Here is an 18704-nt window from a genome sequence, read left to right as displayed (position 1 = left end):
CTTGCGGAAGTCGGGCGGGCGTCCCTGAAAAATTCGGTCCCATCATGTACGTCAGCCGAAAAAGCTGGAAGAACCGCAGATCCCGCCGGCGACGATCCGGGTTCATTCCTTCATATTGGCAACGCCTCACCCAGATAGCTGTGTAGTCCATCAGGCGACCGGTGGCGCGCCGGCGTATAGAAAGGCGAAAGGAGTGGCAGGAAGCGCGGCAGGAGGAACCAGGCCAGGCGCCGCCGCGCGCGCTTGGCTGCCCGTCGCGATTGGCGCACCGCGTCGGGCGACATGCCCGCCCGATCGACCTTGAGCATATGCGCCGCGATCATCCCGCTATATTTCTTGAGATGCCGCAATGTGGTGAAGGTGCTGTACAGCCGGTGCAGCCAGTTTCCCCCAAGGCGATAATAGGTGTCGTGGGCGACCATGCGGTGTTCATATTCTTCCGCCAGGTGCCATTTCCACAGATGGATGACCTGTTGGTCACCCCCTTCATACAGATCGTCGAGGCCTTCGAAGATCAGCTCCGCATATAGCGGCCCAAGGCATTCGAAACCCTGACAGTAACCGAGGTTGAACCGCATCGATTTTGTGTCGAGAAAACGCTCATAATCGGCCCCGATGGCCGCCTCGAACGATTTCAGGCGATCATAGCCGGCCTCGTACAGCGCACGATTGTAGCGGGCATGGAGCTGGCAATGGGCGGTTTCCTGCTGGACGAACGTCTTGAGATCGGGCTGGAGCGGATCGTCGGACGGCAGCATTGTCCGCGCGCGCAGCATGACCTTGTTCAGATAGGGTTCGAGCTGCATGATCACGACCGAAGATGCGTTCAGAATGTGGCAGAACTCGCGATCCTTCATCCACAGCGGCAGGGATTTCGCAAAATCCAGTGCGGGCCGACGCACTTTCATCACTGATCCTCCTGCTGGGTGCGGCGCAAGGGTCGGAAGAAATCTCGAATTTCGGCGATAACCAGATCGGGCACTTCGGCGGGCGCGAAATGGCCGCCCTCGGCTGAACGGGTCCAGCGCTGCAAATTGAAATTGGCTTCCATCAGGCTGCGTGGCCAATGGCACACATCCGCCTCGAGCTTGAGGCAGCCCGTCGGCACATCAACCATGCGGGTGCCATCATGCGACGGCTGCCAGCCTGCTTTGCGATTTTCGTAATAATATCGCGCCGACGTGCCGATCGTGCCGGTCAGCCAGTAAATCATGATCGACGTGAGCAACTCGTCCTTGGTGAAACGTCGCGCGATATCGCCGTCGCAATCGCTCCAGCCGCGGCGCTTTTCGACCAGCCATGCCGCAAGACCGACGGGCGAGTCGTGCAGGCCATAAGCAAGGCTTTGCGGCTTGGTGCTCTGTTCCGCCGAATAGCCGCTTTCCGTCGCAAAGAAGGCCTGGGTTTTGGCGTGCCAGCCAGCTTCGTCCACCGCATAGGACGAGGCGTCGGGCAATGGTTTTCCGAAGCAATCGAGCGGCGCCCCGCCGATCATGTGGATGCCCAGCACGTCGCCCGGATATTTGTGCCCCAATTGGGCGGTCACGAACGCCCCCCAATCGCCGCCATGGGCCGCAAAGCGGGGATAGCCCAATATCTCGACCATCAGCTTGCGCCACCGATCAGCCGTCACGCGGGCGTCGACGCCGGATTGACGGAGGGGACTTGAATAGCCGAACCCCGGCAAGGACGGCACAATCACGTCAAAGGCGTCCGCCGGATCGCCGCCATGTGCCGCTGGATCCGTCAGCGGACCGATCACCTTCGCGAAATCCCAAAACGTCCAGGGCCAGCCATGCGTCAGGATCAGCGGCATCGCATGATCGCCCACACCTTTCTGATGGATGAAATGGATCGGCATCCCATCCAGCAGGATGCGGAAATGGGGATAGGCGTTGATGGTCCTTTCCTGCGCCCGCCAATCGAAGTGATTAAGCCAGTAATCGGCCAGTTCGCGAAGATAGGATGCGTTCGTTCCAGAAGACCAATCGTCATTGGCGATATCGTCGGCCCAGCGGGTCGCCTGCAGACGTCGCCCAAGCTCGTCGAGCATCGCTTGCTCGGCATGGATCGCAAAAGGTTCAGGCTTCATTCTCGTCCCCGCCGCGACCACCTTGCCGCCCTGATCGATGCTTGCTGCTTTCGAGGCTGAAGAATGGCCGTCGCGCGATTGCGCGGCTAGCGCTTGAATTTTGCCAGAAGGGGGACATAATTTGTCAGGTGATGGCGGCCACACAATCGAACACCATGGATGTGCGCCCCGCTGGGGATGTCATTCCAAGTCGTATGCTGGCGCCGCTGCTGCGCGATCTGGCGGTGCGCGATGATGCTCGGTTCGGCCTGTTGGCGGCAGCCGAACGCGACCTGCCACTGGCGGAAATCGTATCGGGCGAGGCGGTTCTGGCGCTTCCGCGGCACCACTTCGCCCGCATTTATGGGGCTGCGGCGATCTTGCTTGCAGAAGCGATCGGACGGGAAGTCCCGGTCGCGTTCACCGCCCGCAGGGACGTCATCGCCATACTCGTCACGGCGCTCGCGCCTTCCACAACCTTGCGCGAAGCGGTGGAGCGGATCGTCCAGTTCAATGCTGCGATCGCCCAGAACGGTATTGGCATCACCCTTACCCATGAGGGCGATCGCGATCGGCTGGCCGTCGATCTGTCGTCGACATTGCAGGACCCGCCCCTCAGTCTCACAGCTGCGGGCCTGATCTTCCTTGTGAACGTATTGACCTGGCTTGGCGGGACGAAATCGAAAATCGTCGAAATCGGCCTCACCCATGGGGAGGAGACGATCAACGATCCGTGCCTGTTGGCCCTGAACATCCCCATTTTATGCAGCCGCAGACGAACTTATCTTCAGTTCGCAATCGGCGCGCTCGATGAAGGCATCTCCGCTCCGCCGCTTCTTGCGATGGAAGCCGTGGAGCTTATCGCCCACGACCCACTGTTTTCCGTGCGCAAGCGCGCGCCGATATCAGGCCGTGTCAGCGCCTTGTTCCTTGAATGCGAGTTGGCGCAAGCCCCCGTCCCCGATCGGATCGCCACCGCCCAACATCTGCAGCTCAGCCCCTCGACACTCCATCGCCGTCTGAAGGAAGAAGGAACATCCTTTCTCTCTCTGCGATCCGCGTGGCAGCAGAAAATGGCGCAGCATCTCCTTGGCGAGGCCGCGCTGAATATTCCGGCAATTGCGCGGCGCACGGGCTTTCACGACGCACGCACCTTCCGTCGCGCCTTCATGGGTTGGACCGGTCAACGCCCCTCCGAATTCCGCAGGGGAAAATAACAGTTCCCCACGCGGGTATGGCAGCAAAACCTGATGCACGGTGCCGATGCCCCGCCTGATAGGCGATGTCCGCTTCCGGGAATGCGTTTTGACCGTTGAACGACGGCAATGTCGGCGGATGCTGTCGGCGTCAGCCTGCTCCCTGGAGGCGCAGCTATCTCGCTGCCTAGATCCTGAACATGCCCGTCCGTAAAAGGCCAACAGCGGCCATCCTGATGCACCGCAGGCCGCCCGTCGCCACCACGCTCGAGGTGTTTAGCGATCGGATGGAGCCTTCGAAAACCGGGTCATCGTCCGGCCGGAGAACTATCCCCGCCCGTCTGGCGCTGAACCTTGTTCCTTGCATCGGCAATAGCGCTTCACCGTTGACGCCGATATCCCGAAATGCCGAGAAGTGATAGCGACACTCGCGTTATTCGCCGCTCGCCATTCACGCACTTCTGCCGGATCGCATGCTCGGGGCCGACCGAGGCTCTCCTTGCCACGATGCGTTTTCCCAAATTGCTGCAGGGATCGAATGGCCACCCTCCTGCCAGCCTCGGTCCTTTCCTTGATCCGGTCTCGTTCCATTGCAGCCATTTGCGCAAGTACGGCAATGATGAGTTCGCCCACACCGCGGCCGATGGGCCCAAGTCCTCGAACGTGCAGAATAACCCCTTTGCTGAGAAGGGCTCTTACGTTCGTCTGGACGTCGATCGCGTCGCGACCGAGGCGGTCGACCGCGTACACATATAGTGTATCGCCTTCCCGCACATATTCCGGCATCGCGGAAAAGCCAGGACGATGCTGCGCCATGGTCGATCCGCTAATTGCGTGATCCAAAAATTCTCGATCGAACGGTCCATCCATCATCGCGCGCTGCGCATCCATCGATTGGTCATGGGTCGACACGCGGTAAAAAGCTACTCGGCTCAATCTCTTTTTCCTTCAGGGTCAAAACCTACCCTGACCTTTTCAATCCTAGCTCTTTCCCCTTCTCGGTATCTTTCGGCCCCGAAAGTCACCGCAAAACAGCCCAAGGCCAGAACTTAGAAGTTCTGGACCTACCTCACAGCGGCATGGGTAATTTGCGGAAATCGGCGCGCGATTGGAAAATCGACGTAGCATCGCTGCCGCGAGCATTCCGTCGTCCGCGATTTGCCGCCCTAACAGACGAAAACCAGGAGGGAATTAGAAAGGGGGATGAGAGGTCGAGCCCCTTCAGCGGGGCTCGACCTCTCATCCCCCTTTCTAATTCCCATTAATCTGTGGGGGCGGAAATATTAAGAAATCGTTAACAACTTGATAATGAATCGTAAATATTTTTTACAGGAGAAATTTTTTCCGGTATCAGACGATTAACCTCCGCCTCCGTGCGCGCGTCCCGATCCAGGAGACGTAATCCGGATCAAGGAGGCGTAAATGAATGACGAAAGTTGGACCGTGCGTGCTCGCGCGGGTGGCTACTCCGCTTTGGCTGCGGCGAACGAGAGCCACGCCATGGACTGGGCCGTCGATGGTCTTCTTCCCGCGACTGGCGCAACGGTTGTTTTTGGGACCGGTAGCACCGGCAAAACGCAGTTCCTGCTCTGGCTAGCAGCCCATGTCGCTGCTCGAGACGAAAATCGCCCCAAAAGATGGCTCGGTGCCAAGATAAGGGCCAAGGGCCAGATCCTCGTGTTGTCAGCGGAAGATTTGCGCGAACACCTTTTCCAACGCATTGGTGCGATCGCCCGCGGAATGAGCGTAGCGTACGATGACGCAGATATTGACGTCGAAGACCTGTGCAATCGCATCCATGTGATGCCGTTCCTGTCGATGTCGTCGAAGGAATTCCCAGAATCGAATCCGGCACTCTTCGGACGCGGAGCCGACGGCGGGTGGCAGCCCACCTCAATGATGACGCATATTGAAAGATTCATCGACGATTGGAACGCGGAGGCCGACGCTGCCGGCCGCCCTGACGACCGGTTTGTCGGCGTTATCCTAGATTCCGCAGTATCAATGGCGGGGTTCGAAATGGCGCATTCGGAAGCCACGTCGAACTTCCTGTTTCATGTTAACCGAATGCCGCGGCGTCAGCGGGTTTTTTGGGCGATCATCGGCCATACCCCGAAGGACGCCAGAAAGAAGCACGAGGACGCGGCGATCGAGCGACTGCGTGGATCGGCGATGTGGTCCACAACGCCACGCGCCGTCCTCGAACTCCGGACAGCCGGTCCAACGGACAATATCGATCAAGCCCTTACGCGCTATCCGAACATCCTGCCGCGCGACATTTTGTACCTCACAACTGCCAAAGCCAACTCGATGGGAGCGGACCTGCGCGCCCGCGCGCTGCGGCGCGTCATGGACGGCGGCTTTGTGGATATTTCAGAAGAATTTCCAAACATTTTTGAAAGATCTCAAAAATCGGGCGACGTCGAAAAGAATGTGAAGAAAATTCCCCTAGACCCAAAAACAACCTGGCCAGCAGTCATTGATCTCATTGAAAAATCAACACAATTATCGGAATCAGACGGAAAATTCACAAGACATTCTGTAGTGGAATAATTTATACGCCAAAAGCCAATCAATCCTGCACTCTAACATGTCATAGGAGATGATGATGTATAACTTTCAAAGACAAGATTTACACTTTCATGGCACCTACGAAATCTTATAGGAATGGAAGAAATAGAAGATCTCAAGCCGAATTTTTCTTTAATCGACCTCGAACCGGCTCGAGCTCACTATCGACAGAAACGGGCCGCAGAGGCGGCCTGAGCGTTCTCGTACACGATCCGAGGCAATGTGGGTTCCGCCGATACCGGCGGCTTCTCAGCTCAGTAGAACAAGCTTCCCTAGGGTGATGTGTAATCACCTTAGGGGAATGAAAATTGAAGATAACAAGTAAGTTAGAGCACTTCGGGGATCGTAGGTGGATCAGGGCAACTTCCTATCAGATTAACGCAGCGGCGCTTCGCGATGCCGGCACTGAACATCACCCGCGGCACCGGAAACTGGCACCGGCCCCCGCGCCTCAATCCAGCAGTGGCAGATCCGCTGTCCGCTCGCGGAGCGCCCGATGACGATCGAGGGTCCGGCATTTTCTGCCAGCCGGCAGGCACCCAGCCCCTTCGGGACTGCGATCATCAACCTGGATCGCAAGATATCGAACGCGATCCAGCATCGACGCGGCATTAGACTTACGCCCGAAGACCTCGATCTCCTGACGCTCTCAGGCGCAATCGCACTGCTTGGCGACGCCCGAAATCAGGTACAAAAAGAAAATGCTGAATGGCGATCCAAGGCGGTCTCTACGCCAGAGGCGAATATTACCTCGATTACGTCAAGGGCAAAGGCGGCAAGCCTGCCAGTTCGAAATTGCACATCTGTTGGTATGACCGCAACGCAGGTCGGATCAAACGCAAGAGCACTGGCACGCCAGATGTTCAGTTAGCCACTCAGGCGCTGGACGTATTTTTTTCTGGCGCAGTCCAAACCTGGGCGGGCAGTGGAAGATACCCCCTACATAGTCAGCCAAGCGATGACAGATTATTGGCTGTCCGTGGGTTCAAATCGCGCGAGCGCCGATGCAATCCGATCGAGGCTGAAATTATTTTCCCGGTTCCTCGATCATGAAGTGGAGCAAGGGCGAATGTCGGACCCCATTCTGCCTTCCGATCTCGACGATAGGGTCATAGCCCGATTCCGGGCTTGGGGCGTAGCAGACCCGATCCTGACGAAAAAGCGAGCATCCGAGGGTGGTTGGACACATTCCGAGCGCCCACGGACGGCATCAACGGTCGAGGAGAGCGTAATCCAGCTCAAAGCGGCCCTAAATCATGCAGTGCCCAGATTTTTGCCGTCCGCCCCCGTCCTCAAACACCTCACGCGAGATCAGGTCACGGCGCCACGGGATTTCAGGCTATCCGAGGAAATGCTCGCCAGGATGTTGGACTATACCGCAGCCGGCGGCGGGAAGTACGCAGGACATCCCGCACGTCTCTTGCCGCTCAGGCGATACCTTATAGCAGCAATTTCCACGCTCGATCGCCCTGATGCGATCATGGACATGTCGGTGCTGCCCGCTCGCAAACAATGGCGTGCAAATCAGATGATATTCGATCTCAATCCTTCTGGTCGCATCCAGACCCGCAAACGTCGAGCCGCGCTACCCATCCCTGCAATGTTGGACCGCTGGCTCCGGGAAACCGACAACAAATTTGTGTGCCGGGAGGTGATACGTCGCAGCAGCGATGGCGATGAATGGATTGAACAGGTTCCGGTCGCATCGGTCAAAAAGGCTTGGCAAGGCATGGCCCGTGACATGGACATCCCTAGCGGTTGGGGCCCAAAGCTGATTCGATATTCGGTAGCCACAATCATCGCAGAGAAGCGCGTCGACATGGCCGAGCTCGAGATCGCGTTGGGACACAGCCCCGTTAAGCGGACCACCGCCAGGTACACTACCTTTCGACCGGCTTATCTCGCGTCCGTCCGGTCCTGTATCGCAGCCCTTTGGGATGAGTTGGAACGCCTATGCGAACACCCCTTACACGCAAACCTCACGCAAGTGGGCGAGGATGGTCGCCGTAGACGGCTATAGAAAAACCCCGTCAACCCATTGGATTGACGGGGTTTTTAAGTGGTGGGCGTGGCAAGGATTGAACTTGCGACCCCTGCGATGTCAACACAGTGCTCTACCACTGAGCTACACGCCCGCCGTGGCGCCCAACTAGCGAAGGGTTGGTAGCTGTGCAACCCACCCCAGCGAATTTTCTCGCATTCGCGTCAAATTCCCGTCGCGCTGCCGACTTCGAACATGCGATCCACTTCCATCACCAGATCACGCAGGTGGAAGGGCTTTGATAAAACCTTGGCATTGGGCAGCGCCGCCCCGCCCTTTAGCGCGACCGCGGCAAAGCCGGTGATGAACATCACCCGCATGGCCGGTGCGATCACGGCGGCGCGCTGCGCGAGTTCGATACCATCCATTTCCGGCATGACGATATCGGTGAGCAGGAGATCGAATGTATGCGCATCCAGCAACGGCAACGCCGCCGTACCGCGATCGACCGCCATAACCGCATAGCCGGACCGTTCGAGCGCGCGCGCAAGATATTCGCGCATCGAATCGTCATCTTCAGCCAGCAATATTCGAATCATCACGGTCCCCATCGCCCAGCCGTTGTGCCGGCGGTGCCCCGGCTGTTTATGCGCCCAGCCGTTAAAATTTTCCAGTACGGCCAATCACAACCGGACACGAAGATTGCGCCGCGCGGGCTGCCTGCACTAGGTTAAAACAGATGGCCGCTGCCCCGCCCTTCCCTACAGATCAGCCGCCCAGCTTCGTGCGCCATGGTCCGGCCCGTCCCACGCTGCCCGTCGTGCTGGCGGTTCCGCATGCTGGCCGCGACTATCCACCAACGCTTTTGGCGATGGCGCGGGCGCCGCTTGAGCGACTGGAATCGCTGGAGGATCGCCATGCCGATCTGCTTGTCGACGACGCCGTGGCCGCCGGCGCGACCGCATTTCTGGCAAGGCGCGCGCGATCCTGGATCGACCTCAACCGGGACGAGCGCGAAATCGATCCGGGCATGATCGATCCCCCGCCCCGCACCCACAGCCTGATCGCCAGCGCGAAGATGCGCGGCGGGCTGGGCCTGATACCGCGCCGGCTGGCCGATGTCGGAGAAATCTGGAATCGACGGCTGAGTGCGGAAGAACTCGCCATACGGGTCAACGAACACCACCGCCCCTGGCATAGCGCCATCGCGACCGCCCTGGACGAGGCCCAGGCCCGTTTCGGCACCGCGCTGCTGATCGATTGCCATTCGATGCCACCGCTACCGCCCCATAGCGCCGCCCGCCCGCCCCACATCGTGCTGGGCGACCGTTATGGCGCGACGGCCCCGGCCTTGCTGATGGATCGCCTGACATCGCTGGTGGAAGCCGCAGGTTTGGTCTGCGCGCGCAATAGCCCTTATGCCGGCGGCCACACGCTGGACCGCCAAGCCAGACGCAAGCACGGCATTTTCGCCATTCAAGTCGAAGTCGACCGATCGCTTTATCTGGCGCCGGGATTGCGCGATCCCGGAGAAGGCCTGCCGCGCATCCGCACCCTGATCGGCAATATGGTGTCAGCGATGGCGGAAGAATTATCCGCGCCGCTTCGTCGCGCGGCGGAATAAACCAGATCAGAACCGCCCAATAAAAAACCACCTCGTGCATTGCGGCACGAGGTGGCCAAGGTTCAGGGAGGAAACGCATCCGTAGATGCGTTCATGCGCAGTCGTGAAAGGGGGACACGCCCGCGCACTAGCCGGAAGATATGCCCCGGCACCCCCGATTTCAATATGGTTATACAAGTTTTTCGCGGTGCGACGGGAACGCTTCAACGTCCCCGCCACGCGCACGGTTCAGGCCTGCAGTTCAGGCTGCTGGACCGGCACCCTGCCCGCCTGCATCTGCCGCGCAAACAGATCCCGGATCAGCGACAGCGAGAAGAGGTGCGCATAGACCAGTGCGAGCAACCCCGACTGGATCAGCTTGCGTGCCTGATCGCCGCGCAGTTCGCGCAGCTTATCTTCGGAGATCATCTGGAAACCGCGATAGATGAAGGGCTGCGCCGCACCTTCCGGCTGGATCGCGACTTCGCCGTCGATCAGCAGCTTGAGATCGCCCAGTTCCTTCATGAAGGCCGCCGTACGCTGGCCCGCCTGTTCGAACTGTTCGCAAAAGCCCAGGATCGCCTTCGTCGCGTCGGACGGCTGGCCATCGGCGAAGAGCGCGTCGCCCTCGCCGCCCTGACCGACGACATCCGCGGTCGGATCGAAGCACAGCGACAGTTCATCGCTGTTCTGCTGGAGCTTGGCGAGCATGAAGGGATAGCGGCGAACATAGGCCGGGACATAGACGTCGCTGGTCAGCTTGCCTTCGTCGTCGACATACATGTTGACGCCTTCGTTGAGGCCCATCAGCGCCAGCGGCACTGGATTCGGGCCCGCCGAGAAGACGATCGGGAAATGGCGCTGGGCAAGGCCAAATTCTTCGACCGTCAACGGCACGGCATGGGCCTTCGCCAGAAACGGCGCGGATTCCTGGCGGCGCATGATGTAATCGCCATGGACGCTGCTCGAAAGCGGCTGAAGTTCATTGTAGAAAAGCGGCAGGCCGCTCGGCGGTGCGCTCGCCATGAAGGGTATCTCCCGAACCTGTTATCAGAGCCCGCAAAGGATTCGCGGCCTCTCCAGCAGTCCGTCTATGGCCCTGTTGGACGCGAGGCAAGATTGGGTGGCCTGCAATCCAACAGATTGAAGTTGAGACAGGCTAACGCGGAATCAGTTTGCCGGGGTTCATGATTCCACGGGGATCGAGCGCCGCCTTGATCGCGCGCTGCGCCGCCAGACGGACGGGACCAGCCAGCCGCGCATATTCGGCCAGCTTGGTCTGCCCGATGCCATGTTCGGCCGAAATCGAGCCGCCAGCCGCCGTCGCGAGATCGTGAACCATGCGGCTGGCCGCAGCGCCCGGACCGGCGAGCCAGGCCACGCCATCAGCCCCGGCGGGCGCACGGACATTGAAATGGACATTGCCGTCGCCAAGATGGCCGAATGCGATCACCCGTACGCCGGGAAAGGCCTGTTCCACGTCGATACGGGCGGAACGGATGAATTCGGGCATCGCCGACACGGGCACCGACACATCATGCTTGGCGGCAACCCCATCGATCCGTTCGGCTTCGGAAATGCCTTCGCGCAGACGCCACAGGGCATCGGCCTGCGCCTCGTTCGCGGCGATCGTCGCGTCCTCCACGATGTTGGCGGCAATCGCCGCCGCCATGACGCGGCCCAGCGCTTCGGCCGGGTCCGGCGCACCGATCGGCGCCGTCGCCTCGATCAGCGCATGCCAGCGGTGCGCCCCCGTAAGCGGCGGGCGCGTTCCGGGGATGTGCTCCAGCACGAGCATCAGCGCATCATCGGGCACAAGTTCGAAACTTTCCACCGCCCCCCCGTCGCCGTTTCCAGCCGACGAAGCAGATCCAGCGCGGCATCGGGCGAGGAAAGCCCCGCCCATGCCACCGTGCGCGCGCCGATCGCCGGCACGAGCCGCAGGCTTGCGGCGGTGATTACCCCAAGCGTTCCTTCGGCGCCGGTGAGCAACTGGCGCAGATCATAGCCACGATTGTCCTTGCGCAGCGCCGTCAAGCCATCGAAACGCGATCCATCCGGCAACACCGCCTCGATCCCCAGCACCAGCGCACGCATCGGCCCGAAGCGCAGCACCTGGGTGCCGCCGGCATTGGTGGAGATCAGTCCGCCGATGGTGGCCGATCCTTTCGCCCCCAGCGACAAGGGAAAACGCAGGCCCGCGTGCGCCGCCGCGGCATGAAGATCGGCCAGCACCACGCCGGCATCCGCCACCGCCACCCCATCATCCGGGGACACCGAACGAATCGTGCGCATTCGCCGAGTCGACAGGATCAGCGCCGACGCATCCGCCGGTGGCGTGGCGCCCGCCACCATCGATGTATTGCCCCCCTGCGGCACCAGCGCCACGCCGGCCGCCGCACACAATCCGACAGCATCGGCCGTTTCGGCCGCATCCGCTGGCGACAGCAGCGCCACCGCCCTGCCCCGTACCCGGCCGCGCCAATCAACCGTCCATGGATCGATATCGACGGGATCAACCGTAAACCCCCGCGGCCCAAGGCGTGCTGCAAGACGGGCAAGAAGGTCCGGATCGGGTAGAGACGCAGCCATGACGCATTGTTATAGCCGCCCGCTCGCCCAACGGAACCGGCATGTGCAATTAAGGTCTTGTTCAAGCGTCTCGGGGAATCGGTGACAGACATTATGTGGGCGATTCCATGATCAGTACGGGTTTTCTGGCCGGACTGCTGCTTTCAGGCGGCGGCGCAACCGTGACTTTTTCGGTGGAGCGGATCGAAATGGCCCAGCTCAACATCCGCCAGAGCGTTATCGTGCGCGTGCCCACACGCAGCCAGCCAACCCCGGCCGCCCCCATCGAATGGAAAGAGAGCAAAGGCCCGAAATGCCTGCCGACGAATGTTGTCGCCGGCGCGACCGTGGTGGAAAGCGACAGTATCGACATCATCCTGCGCGACGGCAACCGGGTGCGCGTCGAGTTCGAGGATGACTGCCCCGCGATCGATTATTATCGCAACTTCTACATCCGTCCGACGGCCGATCGACGCATCTGCGCCGGCCGCGACAGCATCCATGCGCGATCCGGCGGCGAATGCCAGATTCACCGTTTCCGCACGCTGACCCCCATTCAGCGGAAGAAGAAATAGCCACAAAGTGCGCCGAATCGCCCGTTTCGCTTGACAAACGGCGTCCTTCCGCCCAATCGCCCGGCAGGTGCGACGCCGTTTCGCGCGCCGCCAGTTTTCCAGGTCGCTTATGACTTTCGCCGATCTCGGCCTTTCTGACGAACTTCTGCGCGCTATCGCTGATTCCGGCTACAGCGAGCCAACCCCGATTCAGGAACAGGCGATCCCGCCCGTACTGATGATGAAGGATCTTATCGGCATCGCCCAAACGGGCACCGGCAAGACGGCCAGCTTCGTGCTGCCGATGATCGATATCCTTGCCCATGGCCGCAGCCGTGCGCGGATGCCGCGATCGCTGATCCTTGAGCCGACCCGCGAACTCGCGGCCCAGGTGGCCGAGAATTTCGAGAAATACGGCAAATATCACAAGCTATCGATGGCGCTGCTGATTGGCGGCACGAACATGGGCGATCAGATTGCCGCGCTCGAAAAGGGTGTCGACGTGCTGATCGCGACGCCGGGCCGGTTGATGGACCTGTTCCAGCGGGGCAAGATCCTGCTCACCGGGTGCAGCCTGCTCGTCATCGACGAAGCGGACCGGATGCTCGACATGGGCTTCATCCCCGACATCGAGGAAATTTGCACCAAGCTGCCCGCACAGCGGCAGACGCTGCTGTTTTCCGCAACGATGCCCGCGCCGATCAAGAAGCTGGCGGATCGCTTCCTCACGAACCCCAAGCAGATCGAAGTCGCCCGCGTCGGCGCCGCCAATGCATCGATCGAGCAGTTCCTTGTCGAATGCTCGTCACGCGGCAAGCGCGATGTGCTGCGCGATCTGTTGCGCGCGGAAGACATGCACACCGCGATCATCTTCAGCAACCGCAAGACAACGGTGCGCGACCTCTCCACCGCCCTGAAGGGCAATGGTTTCCGCGCCACCCAGATCCATGGTGACATGGAACAGTCGGAACGGGTGCGTGAACTCGACCGCTTCAAATCGGGCGAGATCAACATCCTCGTCGCGTCGGACGTCGCCGCGCGTGGGCTGGATGTGAAGGGCGTCAGCCACGTCTTCAACTTCGACGTGCCGTGGCACCCGGATGATTATGTCCACCGCATCGGCCGCACCGGCCGCGCGGGCGCCACTGGCAAGGCCTATACGCTGGTTACGCCCGAGGACGCCGAAGCCGTCGAGAATATCGAGAAGCTGACGCAACAGAAAATCCCGCGTATCGGCACCGCCGCGTCGGCACCGGCCACCGAAGAAAAAGCTCCCGAAGCACCGCGCGCCAAGCGAGCCGCCAAGGCCCCGGCCAAGCCGGCTGCTGCCAAGTCGACCCCGGCCAAGGACGCGCCGGCACCGAGGGCCAACGCCTCGCCCGTACGCCCTGCCCGCAACGAAGCGCCGGTGCGTGATACCCAGCGGCGTGATCGCGGCCCGGCGGATGACGGCCCCGATCAGGGCTGGAATGGCCCGATCCCCAACTTCCTCGATTTCGGCTTCGGCACGCGCCCCCAAAAGGACTGACGCGGACACCCGTTCGAAGAATGATGAGCCTGCCGGGACGCCATCGCTTCCCGGCAGGCCCTTCCCCCCGCTGACCTGGCTGATCGAAGACGCCCGACCTGGCGCGGCGCATAATGCGCCGGACCGTTGAGACGCGCGATCAAATAGGCGTCGCGGTTAAAGGGATCCCATCCGGTGCACCGCCCATGCCGCCTTATTCTGCCCGATATGGCAGGCAAGGCGCTGAAGTTGCGTCCGACATGACCCGGCATGCGACAGCCATGGATACACATGGCCGGCGGACATATTCGTCGCGCAAGGGTGCATTTTCGTCCCACCGGGATGGCGCCCGGGAACGCCGCCGGCGATTACGGCCGCATGTACCCGCTATTGCGTGACGAACCGGCGATTCTGAGGCACATCGTTCCGAGCACTCACCGGGGGATCGCCACTTTCATGCCCGCTGCGAAGTCCGACGCGCGCTGGATGGATGCCGTGCCGCTTACCGTGGCGTTGTGGCTGTTCATGCTGCTGATCTTCCTGCCCGCCATCCTGTCGCGCCATGAAGACGATTGGGCGGGCGTCGCGCTCGACAGTTCAACGGTTCTGCTGTCGATCGGGCTGGGCTTTGCCCTGTTCGCGCTTTTCCGGGGAACGACCGAGTGGCCGGCCATGCCGCGCGCCATATTGCTGGTGGCGGCGACATTGGGTGTGGCACTGGCCCACACCACGTTCGATCTGATCGTAACCGCCTGGATCGCCGAACATCTGAGCGCCGACTGGCGCGACGTGCCGATCGACCTGTCCCGCGCATCCGCATCGCTGCTGAACTATGTCTGCGTGTTCAGCGTCAATGTCGCCTTGTTCCAATTGTCCTTTTCGCGACGCCGGTCGCTGACCCGCGAACGCCAGCTTGCCGCGGCACAGGCAGCAGCCCAGCAGGCCGAACTGGAAGCGCTGCGGTTGCAACTGAACCCGCATTTCCTGTTCAACACGCTGAACGCGATATCCGCGCTGATCGTCACCCGCCGCAACGAAGATGCGGAGGAGATGACCGACAAGCTATCCAGTTTCCTGCGCGCTTCCGTAGCCTGCAATCCGACCGAACTTGTCCCGCTTGAGGAAGAACTGGATCTGACGGCAGACTATCTGGCGATCGAGGCCGTGCGTTTTGGCGAGCGGCTGCGCGTTGAGATTGGCTGTGCGCCCGAGGCCCGCGGCATCCATGTGCCCGGACTGCTGATCCAGCCGCTGGTGGAGAATGCGGTCAAATATGGCGTGGCCCGATCCGCCCAGCCGGTCACGATCCGGATCGATGCCAATGTCGACGACGGCTATCTGTGCCTGAACATCACCAACGATGGCGGCACCGGCCTCCCATCGATAAAGACCACGGGTACGGGCGTCGGCCTCCATAATGTCCGCCGCCGGCTGGAGGCGCTATATGGTAGCCGGGCGAGCCTGGATGCACGGGCCATCGGCACCGGATTTCAGGCACGCATCATCCTGCCGATCGAAGCAAAGCGGCCGGGAACTGCACGGGAATAAGCCACGACGCTTGTCATTGCGCCCTCCGCTATGGGACAATTTGGCGGGCGGAAAAATCGGGGGATGGGATAACGCATGCGCGTGCTGCTGGTCGATGATGAAGCGCTTGCGCTTGACCGCCTGAAGGCGCTGTTCGCGAATGTCGACGGGGCCGAAGTCGTCGGCCAGGCGATGACAGGCGAAGATGCCCTGATCGCGATCGCCGATCTGCGCCCCGATCTGGTGATCCTCGACATCCAGATGCCAGGACGCAATGGCCTGCGCACCGCCGCCGACATCACGATCGATCCGCGCCCCGAGATCATTTTCGTCACGGCGCATGAACATTATGCCCCCGACGCATTCGACGTCGATGCCGCCGATTATGTGTTGAAGCCGATCCGTTTCGATCGGCTGCGCCAGGCGGTTGAGCGCGCAAGACGGCGGCGTTCACAGCGCGAGCAGGCCGCCCGCGCGGGCGAACTGGAAGAACAGGTACAATATTTGCGCAGCCATGCCGCCGAGGCGCGCGACGAAGCAGCGTTCTGGGTGCCGGAACGGCATGGCCAGCGCCGCGTGCCGCTGGACACGATCAACTGGATCGAAGCCGCCCGCGATTATGTGCTGCTGCACACCGAAATGCGCAGCTACATGTTACGCACGACCATGAGCGCGCTGGAAGAAAAGCTTGCCGGCAGCGGCCTGATCCGTGTCCACCGTTCCGCCTTCGTGCGGCCCGAACGCGTGACCGAAGTGCGCCGGGCCAACCGTTCGATCGCGCTGATCCTGGCCGATGGCGCCGAAGTTCAGGTCGGCCCCAGCTATTCGAGCGCGGTGGACAGCGCCCTTGGGTTCGGATCCTGACAGCGCCTATCGTTACAGGACGCGCGCGAATGACGTGGCAGCGGTGACGAACAGGCCGGTGGTGAACAAGGCGGCAAACCAGGTCGCGACGGTGCGGGTCAGGCTCATCATCAATCCTTTCGGCAAGATCGGCTCCGACGGGGGAGCGTGCATGAGCCTTCCATGCGGATCAGCCCTCGCGCGATCGCGTGTCCCGCGACTGCCCTGGCGCACCGCGCGACCGGCATGCCGGCGTGCGACCAGCGCCGCGCACGTCGCGACGAAGATGCGGGCACGGTGCCCCTTTCCCTCACGCCTGTGCGGCGCATCACAGCGCAGCCGATTCCCTGCCTCTATCAAGATCAGGCCCGACGCCCCCAATGTGGTCGGGCCATTCCGGTAGATGCGAAGCACGGAGCATGATGCCACCGCCTTCCCGCTGACCCGAAGGAGGAAGCCGCTCCGCACAAGCGGGGCGGCTTCCTTGCGGGTCTCTGCGAGCGACATCGCCGGCTTGAAGCGATCCGGTCATCCGCTACACAAGGCGCATGCCTGATACGCCGTTTCTTGTCCGCCCCGCCGTCCATGCGGATCTACCGTCGCTGCACCCCGTGATCGAACGGGCCTATCGCGGCGACAGCGCACGCCGCGGGTGGACGCATGAGGCCGACCTGCTCGACGATCAGCGGACCGACATCGCGACGCTCGCCGCGATCCTGGGCAACGAGGGCGAACAATTGCTGGTTGCGGAACTGGACGGCGTGATCGTCGGTTGCGTGCAGATTTCCGATCGTGGCCGTGGCACCGCCTATCTGGGCCTGCTGTGCATCGATCCCGATCGACAGGCCGGCGGCCTGGGCAAACAGCTTGTGGCGGCAGCCGAGGCGCAGGCCGTGCGCATGTTCAAGGCCGAACGGATGGAGATGACCGTCATCGACAGCCGAACCGAACTGATCCGTTACTATGAACGGCGCGGCTATAGCGACAGTGGCGAAACACGCCCCTTCCCGGTGCTGGTGGAACCGCCGCTGCAATTCACCGTGCTGATCAAAACGCTGCCGACAGGCGCTATCGACGCCACAGCCCTCGCCTAGTGCGACCGGACGGACGGCGGGGCCGAATGCCGCCCGCCAGGACATGACGACGACTTATGCGGGCTTGAACGGCAGGATGGATTCGAGCGTCGCGAGCGGCGGAGCGCCGGGAATGGCGACGCCATGTCTGAGCATGAAGGCGTGTCGCACGATTTCGGCCTGCTGCTCGATACCATAGCGTTCAAGCGTCCAGCCCGGTTTGATCGCATAGTCATAACGGCAGAAGGGGTGTCGCCTAAGCAGCAGGTTCACGCCTTGCTGATGCTGCCATACATGTACCAGTTCGTGGATCAGATGCCCCTGCCGCCCAAGCGGGGCCATACCGAAGCATGCGCAATAACTGGATCCGTCCGGGTGGAAGTGAATATGGCCTCTGGGCGCCATGGTGACATTGCGGGGTTGGAAGGGCCACCATTTCCGCTGGCACAAGCGCACCGCCTGAAGATCGATAGCGTTGCCGAATACCCCCATCGCCAGCGCCCGTTCTGCGTCGGTCAGCGGCCGGCCCTGATCGTCTGGTGCATGGCGATGAAACATCGCGATGACATAGGCGCTGGATCGGCCCGCGCCAACGGTTCGTGGCCGCCGGGCCAGCCGACTATCTCGCCAGTACCGATGGGGCCATGTGCGGCCCGAAATCACCATCGATATAGACGTCGTAACTGTCCGTCGTCTGCCCGGTGATCGCCTTTTCCAGCCGATGCTGCATGCGCCACTGGCCGTTCAGGCGCCGATAGGTGACGTCATAATAGCCCGCAGCGTGGCGCTGCCCACTGTAACGGCTATTTGGGTTGAACAGCCCGATCCACTGGAAATGGATGCGACTGCAGGCCGTATCCCCGGCCAGTTTCAGCCGAGGCAGGTGCATAAAATGCAGCCCTTTATAGAAGGAATCCACTTCCCGACAAAAAGCCGCGAGTTCGTCAGTCCCCGTGATGATGCGCCGGGCCTGACCGCCAACCTCGGCCATGTCGAAAACACCATCGGCGGCGAACACCGCGGCCCAGCCCGCCCCATCGCCGGCATCCCAACTTCGGGCATATTCCGCTTCAAGATCGATGATCGCCAGCCGCGCTTCGGCATCGGCAAGTCGGGCTTCAATGGACGCCAGCTTGTCATCGTTCATGGTCTGCGTTCCCCCGTGCTTGATGAAACTCAACCCTGATCCTTACCGTCAACGCCAGCC

17 protein-coding genes, 1 tRNA gene and 1 pseudogene are annotated in these 18704 nt (G+C 61.4%); 10 read left to right on the top strand and 9 right to left on the bottom strand.

Features of this window, described 5'->3' with window-relative positions; all coding sequences use genetic code 11:
• Nucleotides 1–110: 110 nt before the first annotated feature.
• Both KC8_RS18770 and KC8_RS18765 read right to left on the bottom strand, forming a co-directional pair.
• Entirely contained in the window at nt 111–908 is a 798-nt protein-coding gene (locus tag KC8_RS18770) for a metal-dependent hydrolase (RefSeq protein WP_010127423.1), read from the bottom strand.
• On the bottom strand, nt 908–2092 hold the full coding sequence (locus KC8_RS18765) for an epoxide hydrolase family protein (RefSeq protein WP_010127425.1): 1185 nt from the start codon (nt 2090–2092) through the stop codon (nt 908–910). The genes KC8_RS18770 and KC8_RS18765 overlap by 1 nt, the downstream gene beginning before the upstream one ends.
• A gap of 131 nt (nt 2093–2223) precedes the next feature.
• Here KC8_RS18765 and KC8_RS20160 point away from each other — a divergent pair, with 131 nt between their 5' ends.
• On the top strand, nt 2224–3288 hold the full coding sequence (locus KC8_RS20160) for an AraC family transcriptional regulator (protein ID WP_083831307.1): 1065 nt from the start codon (nt 2224–2226) through the stop codon (nt 3286–3288).
• Between the two features lie 306 nt (nt 3289–3594).
• Here the strand turns inward: KC8_RS20160 and KC8_RS18755 are convergent, their stop codons facing one another.
• Nucleotides 3595–4203, bottom strand: coding sequence for a recombinase family protein (locus KC8_RS18755; protein WP_010127427.1), 609 nt, complete (start codon nt 4201–4203; stop codon nt 3595–3597).
• A gap of 486 nt (nt 4204–4689) precedes the next feature.
• On the opposite strand from KC8_RS18755, the gene KC8_RS18750 reads away from it, so the two are divergent.
• From KC8_RS18750 to KC8_RS20415, 3 genes are all read left to right on the top strand, one after another.
• Nucleotides 4690–5820 carry an AAA family ATPase gene (locus KC8_RS18750; protein ID WP_010127428.1) on the top strand — a complete coding sequence of 377 codons (1131 nt, stop codon included), beginning with the start codon at nt 4690–4692 and terminating at the stop codon, nt 5818–5820.
• A gap of 514 nt (nt 5821–6334) precedes the next feature.
• Entirely contained in the window at nt 6335–6709 is a 375-nt protein-coding gene (locus tag KC8_RS20015) for a hypothetical protein (protein WP_138956773.1), read from the top strand.
• Nucleotides 6710–6763: 54 nt separating this feature from the next.
• Nucleotides 6764–7858, top strand: a complete 1095-nt coding sequence (locus KC8_RS20415; RefSeq protein WP_138956774.1) for a hypothetical protein — start codon at nt 6764–6766, stop codon at nt 7856–7858.
• Between the two features lie 40 nt (nt 7859–7898).
• Here the strand turns inward: KC8_RS20415 and KC8_RS18735 are convergent.
• Both KC8_RS18735 and cpdR read right to left on the bottom strand, forming a co-directional pair.
• Nucleotides 7899–7973 (bottom strand) — tRNA-Val (locus KC8_RS18735).
• A gap of 70 nt (nt 7974–8043) precedes the next feature.
• Nucleotides 8044–8418 carry a cell cycle two-component system response regulator CpdR gene (cpdR, locus tag KC8_RS18730; protein ID WP_029624803.1) on the bottom strand — a complete coding sequence of 125 codons (375 nt, stop codon included), beginning with the start codon at nt 8416–8418 and terminating at the stop codon, nt 8044–8046.
• 140 nt (nt 8419–8558) lie between these two features.
• Between cpdR and KC8_RS18725 the strand changes: the two genes are divergently transcribed.
• Entirely contained in the window at nt 8559–9443 is an 885-nt protein-coding gene (locus KC8_RS18725; RefSeq protein WP_029624804.1) for an N-formylglutamate amidohydrolase, read from the top strand.
• Nucleotides 9444–9671: 228 nt separating this feature from the next.
• On the opposite strand, the gene KC8_RS18720 is transcribed toward KC8_RS18725, so the two are convergent.
• Both KC8_RS18720 and KC8_RS18715 read right to left on the bottom strand, forming a co-directional pair.
• The gene (locus KC8_RS18720; protein ID WP_010127434.1) at nt 9672–10448 is read right to left on the bottom strand and encodes a SapC family protein; all 777 of its coding nucleotides are present in this window, start codon (nt 10446–10448) and stop codon (nt 9672–9674) included.
• Between the two features lie 133 nt (nt 10449–10581).
• Nucleotides 10582–12014, bottom strand: a pseudogene (locus KC8_RS18715) (FAD-binding oxidoreductase).
• A 107-nt stretch (nt 12015–12121) separates the two neighbouring features.
• Between KC8_RS18715 and KC8_RS18710 the strand changes: the two are divergent.
• From KC8_RS18710 to KC8_RS18685, 5 genes are all read left to right on the top strand, one after another.
• A complete protein-coding gene (locus KC8_RS18710) occupies nt 12122–12568 on the top strand; it encodes a hypothetical protein (RefSeq protein WP_037497103.1) in 447 nt (148 codons plus the stop codon).
• Between the two features lie 109 nt (nt 12569–12677).
• Nucleotides 12678–14075, top strand: a complete 1398-nt coding sequence (locus tag KC8_RS18705; RefSeq protein ID WP_010127438.1) for a DEAD/DEAH box helicase — start codon at nt 12678–12680, stop codon at nt 14073–14075.
• Between the two features lie 435 nt (nt 14076–14510).
• A complete protein-coding gene (locus tag KC8_RS18700) occupies nt 14511–15602 on the top strand; it encodes a sensor histidine kinase (protein WP_232455575.1) in 1092 nt (363 codons plus the stop codon).
• Between the two features lie 75 nt (nt 15603–15677).
• Complete coding sequence (locus KC8_RS18695; protein ID WP_010127440.1) at nt 15678–16445, top strand: LytR/AlgR family response regulator transcription factor; 768 nt, start codon at nt 15678–15680, stop codon at nt 16443–16445.
• Nucleotides 16446–16972: 527 nt separating this feature from the next.
• A complete protein-coding gene (locus KC8_RS18685) occupies nt 16973–17518 on the top strand; it encodes a GNAT family N-acetyltransferase (RefSeq protein ID WP_010127442.1) in 546 nt (181 codons plus the stop codon).
• Nucleotides 17519–17572: 54 nt separating this feature from the next.
• Here KC8_RS18685 and KC8_RS18680 read toward each other — a convergent pair whose 3' ends face one another.
• On the bottom strand, nt 17573–18055 hold the full coding sequence (locus tag KC8_RS18680; RefSeq protein ID WP_010127443.1) for a hypothetical protein: 483 nt from the start codon (nt 18053–18055) through the stop codon (nt 17573–17575).
• A gap of 61 nt (nt 18056–18116) precedes the next feature.
• Nucleotides 18117–18644: a nuclear transport factor 2 family protein gene (locus tag KC8_RS18675; protein ID WP_010127444.1), complete on the bottom strand. Its 528-nt coding sequence runs from the start codon at nt 18642–18644 to the stop codon at nt 18117–18119.
• Between the last annotated feature and the right edge of the window lie 60 nt (nt 18645–18704).

This window comes from Sphingomonas sp. KC8 (assembly GCF_002151445.1).
Taxonomy (GTDB): Bacteria; Pseudomonadota; Alphaproteobacteria; order Sphingomonadales; family Sphingomonadaceae; genus Sphingomonas_E.
The sequence above is the reverse complement of the archived record's forward strand: the minus strand, read 5'-3'. Positions and strand labels throughout refer to the sequence as shown.